General features: G+C 71.7%; 11 protein-coding genes. 8 read left to right on the forward strand and 3 right to left on the reverse strand.

Annotated elements, in window-relative coordinates; translation table 11 throughout:
* Both cydD and AC4D16_RS00500 read left to right on the forward strand, forming a co-directional pair.
* Window positions 1–3585 (forward strand): thiol reductant ABC exporter subunit CydD, encoded by a 3585-nt coding sequence (cydD, locus tag AC4D16_RS00495; protein WP_490953570.1) that lies wholly within the window; start codon window positions 1–3, stop codon window positions 3583–3585.
* Window positions 3586–3673: 88 nt separating this feature from the next.
* Complete coding sequence (locus tag AC4D16_RS00500) at window positions 3674–4735, forward strand: GNAT family N-acetyltransferase (RefSeq protein ID WP_490953571.1); 1062 nt, start codon at window positions 3674–3676, stop codon at window positions 4733–4735.
* Between the two features lie 60 nt (window positions 4736–4795).
* Here the strand turns inward: AC4D16_RS00500 and AC4D16_RS00505 are convergent, their stop codons facing one another.
* Window positions 4796–7588 carry a DNA gyrase/topoisomerase IV subunit A gene (locus AC4D16_RS00505; protein ID WP_490953572.1) on the reverse strand — a complete coding sequence of 931 codons (2793 nt, stop codon included), beginning with the start codon at window positions 7586–7588 and terminating at the stop codon, window positions 4796–4798.
* A gap of 89 nt (window positions 7589–7677) precedes the next feature.
* On the opposite strand from AC4D16_RS00505, the gene AC4D16_RS00510 reads away from it, so the two are divergent.
* The 4 genes from AC4D16_RS00510 (at window position 7678) to AC4D16_RS00525 (ending at window position 13196) form a co-directional block, all read left to right on the forward strand.
* On the forward strand, window positions 7678–10458 hold the full coding sequence (locus AC4D16_RS00510) for a bifunctional acetate--CoA ligase family protein/GNAT family N-acetyltransferase (RefSeq protein ID WP_490953573.1): 2781 nt from the start codon (window positions 7678–7680) through the stop codon (window positions 10456–10458).
* A gap of 97 nt (window positions 10459–10555) precedes the next feature.
* Entirely contained in the window at window positions 10556–11233 is a 678-nt protein-coding gene (locus AC4D16_RS00515) for a DUF5998 family protein (protein ID WP_490953574.1), read from the forward strand.
* A 6-nt stretch (window positions 11234–11239) separates the two neighbouring features.
* Window positions 11240–12439, forward strand: a complete 1200-nt coding sequence (locus tag AC4D16_RS00520) for an alkaline phosphatase family protein (RefSeq protein ID WP_490953575.1) — start codon at window positions 11240–11242, stop codon at window positions 12437–12439.
* Window positions 12432–13196, forward strand: a complete 765-nt coding sequence (locus AC4D16_RS00525; protein ID WP_490953576.1) for a thymidine kinase — start codon at window positions 12432–12434, stop codon at window positions 13194–13196. The genes AC4D16_RS00520 and AC4D16_RS00525 overlap by 8 nt, the downstream gene beginning before the upstream one ends.
* A 17-nt stretch (window positions 13197–13213) precedes the next feature.
* Here the strand turns inward: AC4D16_RS00525 and sepH are convergent, their stop codons facing one another.
* Complete coding sequence (gene sepH, locus AC4D16_RS00530; RefSeq protein ID WP_490949382.1) at window positions 13214–14599, reverse strand: septation protein SepH; 1386 nt, start codon at window positions 14597–14599, stop codon at window positions 13214–13216.
* A gap of 194 nt (window positions 14600–14793) precedes the next feature.
* Between sepH and AC4D16_RS00535 the strand changes: the two genes are divergently transcribed.
* Entirely contained in the window at window positions 14794–15105 is a 312-nt protein-coding gene (locus AC4D16_RS00535) for a DUF4193 family protein (protein WP_490949381.1), read from the forward strand.
* Window positions 15106–15124: 19 nt separating this feature from the next.
* Here the strand turns inward: AC4D16_RS00535 and AC4D16_RS00540 are convergent, their stop codons facing one another.
* On the reverse strand, window positions 15125–15601 hold the full coding sequence (locus AC4D16_RS00540) for a DUF3093 domain-containing protein (RefSeq protein ID WP_490949380.1): 477 nt from the start codon (window positions 15599–15601) through the stop codon (window positions 15125–15127).
* Window positions 15602–15709: 108 nt separating this feature from the next.
* On the opposite strand from AC4D16_RS00540, the gene dut reads away from it, so the two are divergent.
* Window positions 15710–16216, forward strand: coding sequence for a dUTP diphosphatase (dut, locus tag AC4D16_RS00545; RefSeq protein ID WP_490949520.1), 507 nt, complete (start codon window positions 15710–15712; stop codon window positions 16214–16216).
* The last annotated feature ends 16 nt before the right edge of the window (window positions 16217–16232 follow it).

Here is a 16232-nt window from a genome sequence, read left to right on the forward strand (position 1 = left end):
ATGCGCCACTCCACGTCATTCGCGGAGGGGCGGCCCGCAGGCGACTCCACGGAGGTCACGCCGGGGACGGACGGTACTGAGCGGACCCGACGGGTCTCGCCCATCGCCTCCCTGAGGGCCGGTGGTCCTGCCGGGGCTGCGGGCTCGACGTCGGCGGTCTACCTGCTCGGCGTCCTCGCCGCGGCACGCGCGCTCGGCCTGGTGCTCTTGGCACAGGCCCTCGCCATCGGCATCGCCGGCGTGGCCGCCGGGCAACTCGATGTCCGTGCGGTCCTGGTGCAGGGCGTCGCCGGCGGGATCCTCCGGACCGCCGCGGCGTGGGGCCAGGACGCCACGGCCGCCAAGCTCGCCCTCGGCGTCCGCGAGAGGCTCCGCGAGGTCGCGCTCCTGCGCGTGCTCGACGACGGCGGTACCACTCGCGCGGCCTCTGCGGGCGGTGGTCAGGGCTCTCTCGCCGTGCTGCTCACCCGGGGCGTCGACGGTCTCGATGCCTACTACACCCAGTACCTCCCGTCCCTCATCACGTGCGCCGTGGTGCCCCTCCTCATCGGTGCACGCATCCTCGCGGCGGACTGGGTGAGCGCGCTCATCATCGTCCTCACCGTCCCCCTGGTGCCCGTGTTCATGGTGCTGATCGGGCTGCACACGCAGGAGCGCACGCAGCAGGCCGCCGCGGCGCTCGGACGGCTCTCCGACCACCTCGTGGAACTGGCCCGCGGGCTGCCGGTGCTGGTCGGTCTCGGCCGCGCGGGAGAACAGACGCGCGCCCTGCGCGAGATCGCCGCCGACTACTCGTCGCGCACCATGACGACCCTCCGCACCGTCTTCCTGTCCTCGCTGGCGCTCGAGCTGATCAGCACCCTCTCCGTGGCAGTCGTCGCCGTGTTCGCCGGGGTGCGCCTGATCAACGGGGACCTCGACCTCGAAACCGCCCTGATCGCCCTCGTCCTCGCGCCCGAGTGCTACGGCCCGCTCCGCGACGTCGGTGCCGCCCATCACGCGAGCGAGGACGGCGAGGAGAGCGGAGCGCGGGTCCGCGCGGTCATCGACGCCCCGCTCGCGGCGTCCGGGGGCGCCGGACGTCCCGCCGCTGGGGGTGCGGTGGCGGTGTCACTGGCGGGCGTGACGGTCCGGTACGACGGCGCCGTGCGCCCCGTGGTGCGGGATCTCTCGTTCAGCCTCGCCCCCGGGTCGGTCACGGCCCTGAGGGGCCCGAGCGGTTGCGGCAAGACGACACTCATGCATGTCCTCGCGGGAAGCGCAGCGGTCCCGGCGGGCCTCCACGTGGAGGGAACCGTGACGACCCCGCCCGACGGCGGCGTGGCCTGGGTGCCACAGCACCCCGAGCTGATCGCGCCCACCGTGCGTGCCGAGCTCGTGCTGTACGGGCGAACGGAGGAGGGTGACCCCTCGCTCACGGACGTGCTCGCCTCCGTGGGTTCGGAGGACCTCCTGGACCGGCGGACAGGTGAGTTGAGCCCTGGCGAGTTACGGCGCGTCGCCGTCGCACGGGCCCTCCTGCGCGCACAGGATCCCGCCGTGGGGCTCCTGCTCCTCGACGAGCCGACCGCCCACGTCGACGAGGGCAGTTCCGCGGCGATCCGGGCCGCGATCACGGCGCGTAGGCCCGGTCTCACGGTCCTGCTGATCGCGCACGACGACGCGACGGCGGCCATCGCCGACCGCGAGCTGCGTCTGGGGGTCCCGACGGACGAGAACGCGGCCGACTATCCTGCCGACGGGCAGCCGAACGGCGAGCGCGAGACTGATGGCTTTCCGTCCGCAGCATCTGCAGGCCTGTCCGCAGCACACACCCCAGCACCATCGGCGATACCGGCGGCAGCGATGTCCGACGACACGCCAGGGCACAGCGAGGCACCGGCGCCGCGGCCGTCCCTCGCGCAGTGGTGGCGGTCGGCGCGCGCCGTCCTCGCGCTCGTCCGGCCCTGGGATCGCCGATTCGTCGCCGCAACCCTCCTCGGTGTCGGGTCCGCGGTGTTCGGCGTCGCCCTGACGGCCCTCAGCGGATGGCTGATCGTCCGGGCGTCGGAGCAGCCTCCCATCCTCTACCTGCTCACGGCGATCGTCGGCGTGAGGTTCTTCGGCATCGGCAGGTCGCTGCTGCGCTACGAGGAGCGGCTGTGGCTGCACCGTGCGGTGTTCCACCGCGCCGACGAGACGCGACTCGGACTGTGGACCGGTCTGCTGCGGACCGGGCAGTCATGGCGGACGCTGGCACGCGGGTCCGGGGGGATCGAGCGGCTCGTCGGCGACATCGACGAGTTGCGGGACCACTCCGCACGCGCGCTCTCGCCTGCCCTCACCGCCGTCCTCACGGGGGTCGCGGCTCTCGTGACGACAGGCCTCCTGCATCCCCCGTCCCTCGGCTGGCAGGCGCTCGCCGTGGGCGGTTCCGTCGTCGTCGCGCCGATGATCGCTGTGCTGCGCGAACGGGCGGCAGGTGCCGTGACGGTGCGGTTGAGGGCCGAGGCTCTCGGACGCGTCGCGCGGCTGCTGCGCGCCGCGGCGGATCTCCGTGTGAACGGTGCGCACCGTGCCGCGCTGGAGGCGACACGGCGGACGGAAGGCCGTCTAGCCACCGCCGCGCGTCGTTCCGCAGCAGCGTCCGGTCTGTCGACGGCGGTGGTCGTCGCCGCCTGTTCGGCTGCGTCCCTGGGCATCCTGGTGACGGCGGACGGGCTCCCCGCCGACGTCACGGCCGTCCTCGTCCTCATGCAGCTCGCACTGATCGAGCCCTTCGTCTCCGGTACCGCGGCCGTCCGGCACTGGGCTCCTCTCGCAGCCGTGGTGCAGAGGCTCGAGCCGTTCCTCGACCCCTCGTCATTAGGACGCGACGTCTATGCTCCCGGGAGCATCGACATGGTTCCCGTCACCACGCTCTCCCTCGAGGACGCAGCGATCGGGTACGAGCCGGGCCACCCCGTGGTGACCTGCGTGGACCTGACGCTGGAACCGGGGCGGTGGACGGGGCTCACCGGGCCGTCCGGCAGCGGCAAGTCGACCGTCCTCGGCGCCCTGCTCGGATTCCTGCCGCTCGAGCGCGGACGTCTCGTGATCGACGGGGAAGCCGTTGCGCCCTCCACGCGACCGCGGGTCGCCTGGTGCCCGCAGGAGAGCCACCTCTTCACCTCCACGCTCCGGGCGAACCTCCAGCTCGCCCGGAGGCCCGGTGACAGCGCCACGGAAGGTGAGCTCCTCGCGGTCATCGACGCCGTGGGGCTGACGGACCTGGTGGACGGGCTGGAGGACGGCCTCGACGCATCGGTGGGCCCTAGCGGGTCGAGGCTCTCCGGTGGGCAGCGTCAGCGGCTCGCCGTCGCTCGCGCACTGCTCACGCGGGCCGGCGTGGTGCTCCTCGACGAGCCCACGGCCCACCTCGACCGCGACGGCGCCCGCGCGCTCCTCGCCGATCTGCGCCGCGGCCTGCCACGGACCGCCGTGCTGCTCGTGACGCACGATCCCGCCGAGGCGGCGACGTGCGACGAGGTGCTGGACCTCGGTGCTGGGCTCCTGGCACCGAGCAGGGTTCCAGGGCCGCCGCACCCCGGGTCCATGGAGGCCTGACGCTCCGGTAGGGGGTCTCCGCGATCGGCAGCACTCCGTGGCGGTCGTCCTCCTGTGGTGGCGGGGTTCCCGGCGATACGCTGGCAGCATGACGCCCGAGACCTCACCGGAGGACGCCCGTCCCACCGCCCAACGCCCGACCGCGGAACGCCCCGAGGACGCGCGACAGCTGCCTTCCGACCTGCAGTGGCGACCGTTGGCCTACGCCGACATCGACCGGTGGCTGGCGCTCGTCAAGCGCATCGCCGTGACCGACGAGCCGGACTGGGTGGAGCAGCGCGCCGACCTCGAGCAGGCGCTGCGGAACTCGAAGAACGACGCCCGCCGCGACACGATCGCGGGCTTCGACGAGACCGGGGAGTTGAGGGCCTTCGGCCGGGTGTCCATGAACGCGGGCTCCACCCTCGTGCACGGGGCCGGAGGCGTGGATCCAGCCTGGCGACGCAGGGGACTCGGCCGCGCGATCCTGCAGTGGCAGGCAGAGCGGGCACGCCGGCGGCTCGGCGAGAACGACCAGGCCGAGGGCGTGTTCAGGAGCTACGTCGAGGAGCGGAACCCCTCCCACCTCGCGCTCCTCCGCGGAAGCGGCAGCACGATCGTCCGGTACTTCACGGAGATGACCCGTCCGCTCGACCAGCCGATCCCCGAGGTGGTCTTCCCCGAGGACCTCGAACTGGTCAGCTTCGCCGACCCGGGAGGCCGCGACGTCGTCGAACTCGTGAGGCTCGCCCACAACGACGCGTTCCGCGATCACTGGGGGAGCGAGCCGCGCGACCAGGAATCGTGGCAGTTCACCGTCAGCCACCCCGAGTTCCGTGCGGACTGGAGCCTCGCGCTCGTGGAGCCCGGGAGCGGGGACGTGATGGCCTACCACCTGGCGAGCTGCGACCCGGACTCGCCGGAACTCCTCGGCCATTCCGAGGGCTACACCGATCTGCTCGGTGTGAGGAGCACCTGGCGGGGCCGCGGCCTGGCACCGGCCCTGCTTGCCGAGGCCATGAAGCGGTACAGGGCTGCGGGGATGGACAACGCGGGCCTCGGCGTGGACACGGACAACCCGTCCGGTGCCCTCGGGCTGTACGAGCGCCTGGGGTACGTGCCGACGCAGCGCTCGATCGTCTTCGACCTGCCTCTCACCGCAGCGGACTGAGCGGTCCCGCGTGTGCCGCCCCGTCGTCGTTCCGATGAGGCGGCACACGCGTTACGTCCGTCAGAGCAGGGTTCCCTGCCCGGACTCCCCGTCGCCGTCGTCCGTCACAGATGAGGACGGACTCTTCCGCTGACCGCGCTTCCGACCCGTGACCGGTCCACCGGTACCTGACCCGGGCTCCGCTCCTCCGCCGTCGATTCCAAGGTGGGGGACGGAGTCGGGAACGGGGTCGGGTACGGCGTCGATTCCGAGGTCGGGAACGGGGGTGGGCGAGGCAGGCCCGTCGCTCGTCGTGTCCGGCTCGGCACCGAGATCGGCACCGGCACCGGCACGAGCCGCGCCGGGCCCGCGCGCGCCCGCAGAGGCGATGAGCTCGAACAGTCCGTCGGGGCCGGGCCCGACGGCGTCGATCTGCTGATTCAGCGGTACGCCCGAGCCGTCACGACGCCCGTGCTCGGTGGGCAGCGCGCGCGCCACGCCGTTCGCGGAGGTGGCGCGTGCCGGCCCGTGCCCCACCCAGGCCAGGGACAACGCCTCTTCGCCACGGAGGAAGCGGTGCGCCCTGACACCCGCGGTCGCCCGCCCCTTGAGGGGGTACTGCGCGGCGTCGGTGACCTTCGCCGAACCGGCGGTGGTCCCGGGGAGTGCCTCACCGGACGCCGTGACCGTGACGACGACGGCGCGGGCGTCGGCGGGGGAGACGGCACCGAAGTGCAGGACCGCGTCACCGGAGGTGAGCTTGATACCCGCGACTCCGCCCGCCGAGCGTCCCTGCGGGCGCACCGCGGACGCCGGGAAGCGGAGCAGCTGCGCGAGGCGCGTGACGAACACGAGATCGTCCGCGTCCGAGGAGGCGACCACACCCACCACACGGTCCTTCGGCTTCAGCGTGATGATCTCCCAGTCGTCGCGGTTGAGCGGGTGATCCGGCTGGACGCGCTTGACCACGCCCTGCGCCGTGCCGAGGGCGATGACGCCCGTCAGCGGCGCGAGGCCCACCAGCGATTCGCCGCGGGTGAGGGTCAGGAACTCCGACGACGGCACGCCCCCGGCGAGGTTCGGCATCCCGTTGGTGGGCGGGAGCGCCGGCATGTCCATGACCTGCAGGCGGATCATCCGACCCGCGGAGGTCACCGCACCCACCTCGCCGCGCGCCGTGGAGGGGAGCACGGAGAGGAGGGCGTCGTGGCGGAGGCGGGGGCCGTCGCCGAAGGGCTGACGGTCCGACGTCCTGGCGAGCTGTCCGGAGGCCGAGAGCAGCACCCAGCAGGGGTCGTCGGCGATCTCGAGCGGCAGGACGGCCTTCGCGCCCTTGCTCGGCGCGGGCAGCGAGGAACCCTTCAGCGGAGCCGACGCCTCGGACTCCAGCAGGACCGTGCGTCGCGGGGTGGCGAACTGTACCGCCAGTGCGGCGAGCTCCTCGGAGACGAGGGCGCGCAGGCGATCCTCGGACCCGAGGATCGCCTCGAGCTCGGCGATCTCGAGGCGCAGCTGCTCCTGCTCCTTCTCGAGCTCGATCCGCGAGTACTTGGTGAGCTGGCGCAGGCGCAGTTCCAGGATGTAGTTCGCCTGGACCTCGGTGAGGTCGTAGATGGCCATGAGCCGTTCCCGGGCCGCCGCGGTCTCGTCGGAGGACCTGATGATCTGGATGACCTCGTCGATGTCGAGGATCGCCACCAGCAGGCCCTCGACGAGGTGCAGGCGGTCGCGCTTGCGCTGCAGACGGTAGGACGTGCGACGCCGGACCACGAGGATGCGGTGCGCCACGTACACACGCAGCAGCTCGAGCAGGCCGAGGGTGCGGGGTTGCCCGTCCACGAGTGCCACGTTGTTGATGCCGAACGAGTCCTCCATCGGAGTGAACCTGTACAGCTGCGCGAGCACAGCGTTCGGGTTGAAGCCGTTCTTCAGCTCGATGACGAGCCGCAGGCCGTGCCGTCGGTCCGTGAGATCGACGATGTCGGAGATGCCCTGGAGCTTCTTGGCGTTGACGGCGTCCTTGATCCGCTCGATCACCTTCTCGGGGCCGATGGTGTACGGCAGTTCGGTGACCACGAGGCCGGTCCGGCGAGCGGAGAGCTGCTCGACCGTGACGGTGGCGCGCGTCTTGAACGAGCCGCGGCCCGTCGCATAGGCGTCGCGGACGCCGTCGAGCCCCACGATCCTGCCGCCGCTCGGCAGGTCGGGCCCGGGGACGAAGCGCATGAGGTCCTCGAGGGAGGCATCGGGGTGCGCGATGAGATGGCGTGCGGCGGCGACCACTTCGCCGAGGTTGTGCGGCGGCATGTTGGTCGCCATCCCGACGGCGATGCCGCTCGCCCCGTTGACGAGCAGGTTCGGGAAGGCCGCGGGCAGCACCTCCGGCTGCTCGAGGGAGTTGTCGTAGTTGGGGATGAAGTCGACGACGTCCTCGTCGAGGTGGCTGGTCATGCTGAGCGCGGCCGCGGCGAGCCTCGCCTCCGTGTACCGGGCGGCGGCCGGGCCGTCGTCGAGCGACCCGAAGTTGCCGTGACCGTCGATCAGGGGCAGCCGCAGCGAGAAGTCCTGTGCCATGCGCACCATGGCGTCGTAGATGGCCGTGTCGCCGTGCGGGTGGAGCTTGCCCATGACCTCGCCGACCACGCGCGCCGACTTCACGTGCCCGCGATCCGGGCGCAGGCCCATCTCCGCCATCATGTAGAGGATGCGTCGCTGGACGGGCTTGAGGCCGTCACGGGCGTCGGGGAGCGCCCGGGAGTAGATCACCGAGTAGGCGTACTCGAGGAAGGACTCCTCCATCTCGGTCTCGACGTCGATGTCGATGATCTTCTCGGTGTAGTCCTCGGGCGGTGCGGTGTTCTGGCGCCTGGCCATGTCTGTGCGGTTCCTCGACGTCAGGGGATGGGGTTCGGGACGGGCGGCCCCGACGCGTGGGGCGAAGGGATGCCGACTACCCTGAGTCTATGGCGGCCGACGGACAGTACCCGGAACATTGGGAGGCCGATGTCGTCCTCCGCGACGGCGGAACCGCGCATCTGCGCCCCATCTCGCCGGAGGACGCCGACGCCGTGCAGGCGTTCCACGTCAGCCAGTCGCAGGCCTCGATCTACCTGCGCTTCTTCACCTACAAGGCCACGCTCAGCACCAAGGAGCTCCGCCGCTTCACCGAGGTGGACCACCACGACCGCGTGGCCTTCGTGATCACGCGGGGCGCGGAGATCATCGGGATCGGGCGGTACGACCGCCTCGACGACCCCCTCGAGGCCGAGGTGGCCTTCAACGTCTCCGACCACCACCAGGGACGCGGGGTCGGGTCCATCCTGCTCGAGCACCTCGCCGCCGCGGCGCGCGAGAACGGCATCGGTCGGTTCTCCGCCGAGGTGCTGCCCGAGAACCGCAAGATGATCACCGTCTTCGCCGAGGCCGGCTACGAGGTGGACCGGCACTTCGACGACGGCGTGGTGGTGCTCGGATTCGACATCGACCCGACGCGCCGCTCGCAGGCGGTCATGGAGGCCCGTGAGCACCGCGCCGAGGCGCGCAGCATGGCCGAGCTGCTGACGCCGTCGTCCATCGCGGTGGTCGGGGCGAGCCGCGAGTGGGGCACGGTGGGGTACGAGCTCCTCGACCACATCGTCGACGCCGGGTTCACGGGGCGCGTGTTCGCGGTCAATCCCGAGGCCTTCGAACTGCACGGCATGGTCTCCTACGCGTCCCTCGCCGAGGTCCCCGAACCGGTTGACCTCGCCGTCCTCGCCGTCCCGCACGCGCAGGTCGACGCCGTGGTCGACGAGTGCGCCCGCGCCGGCGTCAAGGGCCTGCTCGTCGTGACCGCCGGGTACACGGACGACGACGGCACGGGGCTCGCGCGCCAGCGCGCCCTCGTGCACAAGGCCCGGGCGCACGGCATGCGCGTGGTCGGCCCGGAGTCGCTCGGACTGGTCAACACCGACCCCGCCGTGCGGCTGAACGCCTCCATGGCGCCGGACCTGCCGCTGCGCGGCGCACTGTCCCTCTTCAGCCAGTCCGCCGGGCTCGGGGTGCTGCTGTACGCCAGCGCCCACCGGCGCGGCCTCGGGCTCTCCTCGGTGATCTCCGCGGGCAACAGGGCCGACGTCTCGGGCAACGACGCCATGCAGTTCTGGGAGGACGATCCCACCACGGGCGCGGTGGGCCTCTACTTCGAGTCCATCGGCAATCCGCGCAAGTTCTCGCGCATCGCCCGCCGGCTCGCCCGTACGAAACCCGTGATCGTCGCCATGTCGGACGTCACCGGTGTCCGACTGCCACCCGGTCACGCGGTCCGGACCACGCAGGCACCTCCTGGCGCGCTCGACTCGATGCTGCGGCAGTCGGGGGTCATGCGGGTCCGGACCACGGAGCAGCTCATGGACATCGCGCAGATCGTGGCGAGCCAGCCCCTGCCGCGCGGCGGCGCGGTCGCGGTCATCGGGAACTCGCACGCGCTCGGGTCCGTGGTGGCCGACGGCGTCGTGGCGCAGGGCATGACCGTCGCGCGGGTGGACGCCGGGCTGCAGCTCGACGTCGGCGCGTCGGTGGCCCTCCCCGCGCTCGAGGCCGCGGTCATGGACGCCCTGCAGGACGACGCCGTGGACGCCGCCGTCGTCGTCACGCTCCCCGCACGAGGGCTGACGGCCGAGGCCGTGGCCGCGTGCCTGCAGCGCTGCGGTGAGGCGGCGGGTAAACCCGTGATCGCATCCTTCCCCGGCATCCTCGACGGACGGCTCCAGCTCGACGGGCTGATCGCGGTGCCGTCCGATCGGCCGACCGCTCCATCGGCTGCGGCGCACGGAGCGTCGACGTCGGGGCCGGACTACGCGCCGGACGCGCTCGACGCTCAGGACACGCCCTCGGGCCTCCAGCCCGGACTGCCGTGCTTCCCCAGCCCCGGAGCGGCCCTGGCCGCGCTCGGCGCCGTGGTGCGCTACTGCAGGTGGCGCGCCGTCGAGCACGGAGGCTTCGTGGACCCGGCCGGCGTGGACGTCGACGAGGCGCTGCGCGTCCTCGCGCAGGTCCGTGCGAGGGTCTCCGACGTCGACCTGACGCGCCTCAGCCCGGGGGAGTGCGCGGCCCTCCTGTCCGCCTACGGCATCTCGCTCCTGCCCTCCGCGGGCTTCACGACGGCGGACGAGGCCGTGGAACACGCCGAACGGTTCGGTTTCCCGGTCGTGCTGAAGACGATGGACGAGCACCTGCGCCACCGCCTCGACCTCGGCGGGGTACGGCTCAACATCGAGGACGCGGCGTCCCTGCGCCGGAACATCATGCAGATGGAGAAGGTGCTGGCCCCGTTCGGCAGCTTCGGGATGGAGGTGCAGCCGATGGCTCCCTCCGGCCAGGCGTGCAGCATCCGCGCCATCGAGGACCCGCTGATGGGTCCCGTGGTGTCTTTCGGCCTCGCCGGGGACGCCGTCAACCTGCTCGACGACTGGGCGCACGCCGTGCCGCCGCTCACGTCCCACGACGTCACCGATCTCGTCCGGGCGCCCCGCGCCGCGCGGAAGCTCCTGGGCTACCAGGGGCTTCCGCCCGCGGACGTACCCGCCATCGAGGACCTCGTGGCCCGCGTGGCACTGCTGAAGGACAATCATCCCGAGATCGCCCGGCTGGACTTCAATCCCGTGCTCGTGGCCACCTCCGGCCTGACCGTCCTGAGCGCGGGGATCGACGTCGGCAACCCGCAACGCCGGACGGACAGCGCCCGGCGGGCCATGCGTGACTGACCCGCGACGCACGAGGGGCAGGACAGCACGTCGCGCCGTGTCGCCGCGCAGGCCCGCCCGTTAGGTGCAACGCGGGCGGGTGGGGGAAACTGGGGGTATGACCCCCTCGCTCTCCGCGCAGTCGCGCGACCTCGACAGGTCGCTCGAACGCACAGGTTTCTACCCGAGGCTCGTGGCCGACGTCGTCCGCGACGCTCTCGACGGCCGTGAACCGCTGTCCCACGTGGCGCACCTCGAGACGCATTTTGAGCGCACCGAGGTGCACCGACACATCACCGTGCTCGTCCTCACGGAGGACATGCTCGTCATCACCCACGTCGACGACCAGCAGCTCGACGACGCCGGTGAGCAGGTGATGGCGCAGATCTCCACGGAATCCGTCCCGGTCAGCCAGATCCGCTCCGTGGTGCTGAGCTACGTCTACGCGCAGCCGCAGGACTACAAGCCGTCGGACCCCGTGCGCGAGATGACCCTCGCCATCGCCTGGTCCGGCGGGCAGCGCATCGACATCGGCCCGGCCAGCTGCGGCGACGCCCAGTGCGACGCCGACCACGGCCTCACCGGCACCATGGCCCAGGAGGACATCGTGCTGCGGGTCAGCGCCGAGGCCGACGGCGCCCAGGCCGTGCAGAACGCGAAGGCATTCGCGCGCGCACTGCGCAAGGTGAACTCGGCGAGCCCGGCAGCGGGAGGGTTCGTCGTCGCGCCCGCCCCCGACACCCGCAGGCAGCCCGGCTTCGGCGCCCGGTTCAGCCGCGCCCACCACCAGCAGTAGCGTTCCATGAGCCGAGTGCACAGGGAATCCCTGCCCAGCGCGCCCGCCTACGGGTCCTCGACCGTCGCAGAGGTCATGACCAGTGCTGCCGCGACGATCGGGGTGCCGGGATTCGAGAACGCCCTCAGTCTGCCGGCGTCCCGCCGCGTCGCCGTGGTCATGGTGGACGGTCTCGGCCTGGGCCTCCTGCGCAAGCACGCCGCGCACGCACCCTACCTGCGGGAGCGGCTGGAGACGGCCCGCATGCTCTCCTCGGCGTTCCCCTCGACCACGGCCTCCTCGCTCGCAAGCCTCGGGACGGGACTGCCGCCCGGACGCCACGGGCTCGTGGGGTACGACGTCCTCGACCCCGACCAGGACAAGGTGGTCAACATGCTCGGCCGGTGGGACGCCGGCGTCGACCCCGCTCTCTGGCAGCCGCACGAGACGGTGTTCGAGCGGGCAGCCCGCCATATTCCGGTGGTCACCGTGAGCCAGCCCCGGTTCGAGGACTCGCCCATGACACGGGCGGCCCTCCGGGGCGGGGTGTTCGTCGGGGCATCGACCATCCACGCGATGATCGACACCGCGGCCGAGCGGTTGTCCCGTGCGCCGAGCATGCTCATGTACTTCTACCTCAATGACCTCGACAAGGCCGGGCACCGCTACGGTGTGGCCTCGAGCCACTGGCTCCGGGCCCTGGAGGACCTCGACGCAGCACTGAAGCTCCTGGCCCGCCGCGTCCCCTCCGACACCCTCCTCCTGGTGACGGCGGACCACGGGATGGTGGACGTCCCGGCGACGCAGCGCATCGACTACGCGCAGCGACCGGACCTGCTGGACGGCGTCCGTCACACGGCGGGTGAGGCGCGGATGCTGCACCTGTACCTGGACACGAACCTCACAGCCACCGAGCGCGAGGCCGTCGCGGTGCGGTGGCACGAGGCCTTCGGGACCCGTGCGTGGGTCCTCACCCGGGACGAGGCGATCGCGCAGGGGTACTTCGGCGCCGTGGATGATGCCGTCCGCCCTCGTATCGGCGACGTCCTCGTCCTGGCCCGCGAGGCCATCGCCCTGATCGACGGGCGGCGCGTCCAGCACACCGCCTTCGAGATGGTCGGGCAGCACGGCTCGCTCACGCGGGCCGAGCGGGAGGTCCCCCTGTTGCAGCTCCCCACGGCGGACGGCGGGTCGCCCGCCCGGCGCAAGGGGCGCGGCCGTGGCTGAGCTGCTGTTCTTCTCGGGCACCATGGACTGCGGGAAGTCGACGCTCGCCCTGCAGGTGGACCACAACCACGCGGCACGCGGACGGCAGGGTCTGCTGTTCAGCTCGCACGACCGCGCGGGCGAGTCGATGATCTCCAGCCGACTCGGGCTGCAGGTCCCCGCGGTGGAGGTCCGGGCGGAGACGGACTTCTGGTCGGAGTTCTCACGACGCCAGACCAGGGGGGCGCGGATCGACTACGCCATCTGCGACGAGGCGCAGTTCTATTCCGTGGAGCAGATCGATCAGCTCGCGCGCGTGGTGGACGAGATGGGTATCGACGTCTTCGCCTTCGGTATCACCTCGGACTTCCGCACCAGGCTCTTCCCCGGATCGCAGCGCCTGATCGAGCTCGCGGACCGCGTGCAGGTCCTCCAGGTCGAAGCCCTGTGCTGGTGCGGCAAGCGGGCCACGCACAACGCGCGCACCGTGGACGGCGTGATGGTCGTCGAGGGTGACCAGATGGTCGTCGGGGACGTCGACCAGTCGGCCGGCGTCCCGGGTGACCTCGACGGCGGCCCGGCGGGTGCGTCCCGCGGAGGTGCCCTCGCGTCGGGTGCGGCGGATGGCGGCCGGGACCTGACCCCGGTGATCGGGTACGAGACGCTCTGCCGCGGGCATCACATGCGCCGACAGACCTCGCGCACCTCGCCGTTGCTCTTCAGCAACGAGATCCCGCTGCCGTTCGAGCAGAGGACCGAGGAGCTCGCAGGCCCCTGACGCACTCCCGCGCGGGCTCAGTCCCCCCGGCGTCCGAACACGATGTCGTCCCAGCTCGGGACGCTGGAGCGCTTCGGCTTGGCGCGTCGCTCGGCGGCCGGGTCGGCGTCGTCCTTCCCGCTGTCCTTCGCGGCGGCCTTCGCGCTGTCCCTCGCCTTACCGGCGTTCGCAGCCGGCCTCGCGGGCTCGTCGGCGGTAGCTCCCGTGCGATCGCGGGGTGCCTTGCCCGACGACGGTCGGGCGAAGATGCTGATCTCCCGGGTGTCGGTGCTGACGCCGTCATACAGGCGCGGCGTGCCGTCGTCGTTGCGGTCCTGCGACGCATCACCCTCCTTCGGATCACCGTTGTCGGCGTCGGCAGAGGCCTGCGGAGCCAGGGAGAGCGGGAGGACGGGGTCCTCACCGTGGCCCGGCTCGGACTCCCCACCGTCGCGGGGGTGCGCGGCAGGAATGGCTCCGCGTGTGAGCATGACGGCGAGGGCGTCGTCCTGCTCCTCGTCGGCGCCGAGTCGCTGCCCGCGCCGCGACCGGAGGACCTCCAGGAGGCTGTCCTGCTCCTCCGACGGTGAGGGTGCGTCGGAACCGTCGAGTGCGTCTGTCCCGTCGCGTCCTTCGACGGCTTCGTGTGCATCGGACTCCTGGGCCCCTGCGTCCTTGACGGCTTCGAAATCGAAGACGCGGTCCGCGACGGCGCTGAGCCGCCGGGAGGGAAGCGGGCCGTCGAGCGGTTCGAGTTCGCTCAGCACCTGCGCCCATCGGTTGCCGTTCGCCACGTTCTTCCGCGTGGGGTTGTACGTCCACCAGGCAGGGGGCTGCTCCCCGAGGTCCACCCGTGACTCCTCCGGGAGCTCGAACGACGCCACCACGTGCCAGGCGCCGTCGGGCCGGCGCCAGGAATCCCACTCCAGCGTCGCCGGATCGATCCCGTAGCTGCGGACCCGGTACGCGACCATGTCGCCGAGCCGCGCGGGTTCGTCCCCGAACGCCGACCGGTACCCGTCGTGGCTCGGCAGGGGGGAGGCGACCTCGACGCGCTGGGCGAGGTAGGCGATGTACTCGCGCTCGGCCCTGACGGGGCCCTCGTAGCGCAGGACGTGCTGCAGGTCGACACCGGCGTCGGAGGCGACCTGTTCGGCCGTCGCACCCGACCGGATGCGCGCCTGGATGTCACGTGGAGTGAGCGGGACCGGCGGCTTCGTCGGCTTCCTCGCGGGGGGAGTCGCTGGGGTGCCCGCGGCGTCGGTGGCGGTGTCCTGTCCGGCCGCGCTGATCGCCCTGCCCGCGTTCTCGCCGGCCGTGGCCGTGCGCAGGGCATCGTCGATGGGCAGACGGAACGTCGCGCCCTGTTCGCTGCTCAAGCGCAGATGTTCGCCATCCACTCCCACCAGGCGTAACTCCTGCATGCATTCCTCCAGCTGACGGCATTTCCTAGATGAAACTGTGCCATTGAATGACAGCCTTTCCTACTACACCGCGAGGCGTGGCGCTCCGGGCCTCCGCACGGCCCCTCGCGGGCACAAATCGGGCGTGCCCGGCGTTGACGAAAGCGGCGAGCAGTGGCTCGCCGCAGCAGACAAGGGAGCGTGGGATACCAGGCATGACACCTCATGACGAGGCAACCGACACGATGGCCGGCGGAACGATCACGGACACCTACGGAGCGCGGCCCTCTGTGCTGACCCTTGCCCGGCGATTGTTCGGTGCGGAGGCGGTGACCGCGGAGGACATCGCGTCGGCGGAGGCCTTCGATCTCCCCGGCGCCGATCTGTCCAGCGAGGAGGTGACCGAGCAGGTCCTGGCCGCCCAGGCGGACGAGTTCACCTGCGCGTCCTGCTTCCTGGTACGGCACCGGTCGCAGATCGCCCACGACCGCGGGGGGCAGCTGTTCTGCACGGAGTGCGAGGGCTGACCCTCGCACTCGGACGGCGTCACGCCTCGAGGGCGGCCACGAGACGTTCGGGGTGGCGGGAGGACATCAGCCAGTACGGCGTCCGGTCCTCGGGATCGGTGACCTGGACCGTCACGATCGGCGAGATCCATCCGCGGATGCAGAGGTACGCGAGGCCGTTGAGCCCCGGTCCGCGTTCATACGTCGCGTCGTCGCCCGTGAACCACTCCGCCGTCCCGAGATACCTGCGCTCGATCGACGCCCGTCCCACCGTGAGGGTGGTCGGAGTCACCTGGATGCGCGGCGTGGAGAGGATCAGCAGCGTGAACACGATCGCCGCGACCACCACGGCGGCCCCGACGGCGAAGCCCACGGAGATGGGCGCGAACATCACGATGGTGGCCGACGAGAAACCCGCGGCGATCAGCCAGATCCAAGGGGAGGGCCACAGCTTCTCCTCGTACAGGACACTCTCGCCGGACGTGGTGCGGGGGGCTTCCCCTGGTGCGCTGGACATGACTCCAGCATTCCATCAATCGGGTCGCACCTCATCCCTCGCCGCCGTCGGAGCGCCGGTCAAAGGCGCTACAGTGGGGGGCTGGTAGCCGGAATGCGAACGGTGGAGATGCGGTCGATGGGTGCACAGCAGGGCCTCCCGGTCCAGATCGTGATGCTCGACGACGGGCTCGTGCCGCCCTCCTACGCCACCGACGGCGACGCCGGCGCCGACCTCCGCACCACCGTCGACCTCGTCCTCGAACCCGGCGAGCGGGCCCTCGTGCCGACCGGGGTCGCGATCGCCCTCCCTCCGGACCATGTCGGGCTCGTCCATCCCCGGTCGGGACTGGCGGCGCGCTTCGGCGTGACCGTCGTCAACGCACCGGGGACCATCGACTCCGGGTACCGGGGCGAGATCCAGGTCTGCCTGCTCAACACCGATCGCTCCGCCGCCGTGCGTTTCACCCGGGGCGACCGCATCGCCCAGCTGGTCATCCAACGCGTCGAGCACGCCGATTTCGTCGTGGTGCAGGAGCTTCCCGGAACCGCTCGCGGGTCCGGCGGCTTCGGGTCCACCGGCGGCTTCCGCGATCCGGCGGCCGGCAGCCCCCCGGTCAGCGTCGTGGACGGCTGACGCCCCCCGGGCCGCG

The sequence above is a fragment of the Arthrobacter sp. TJ-236 genome, assembly GCF_058269235.1.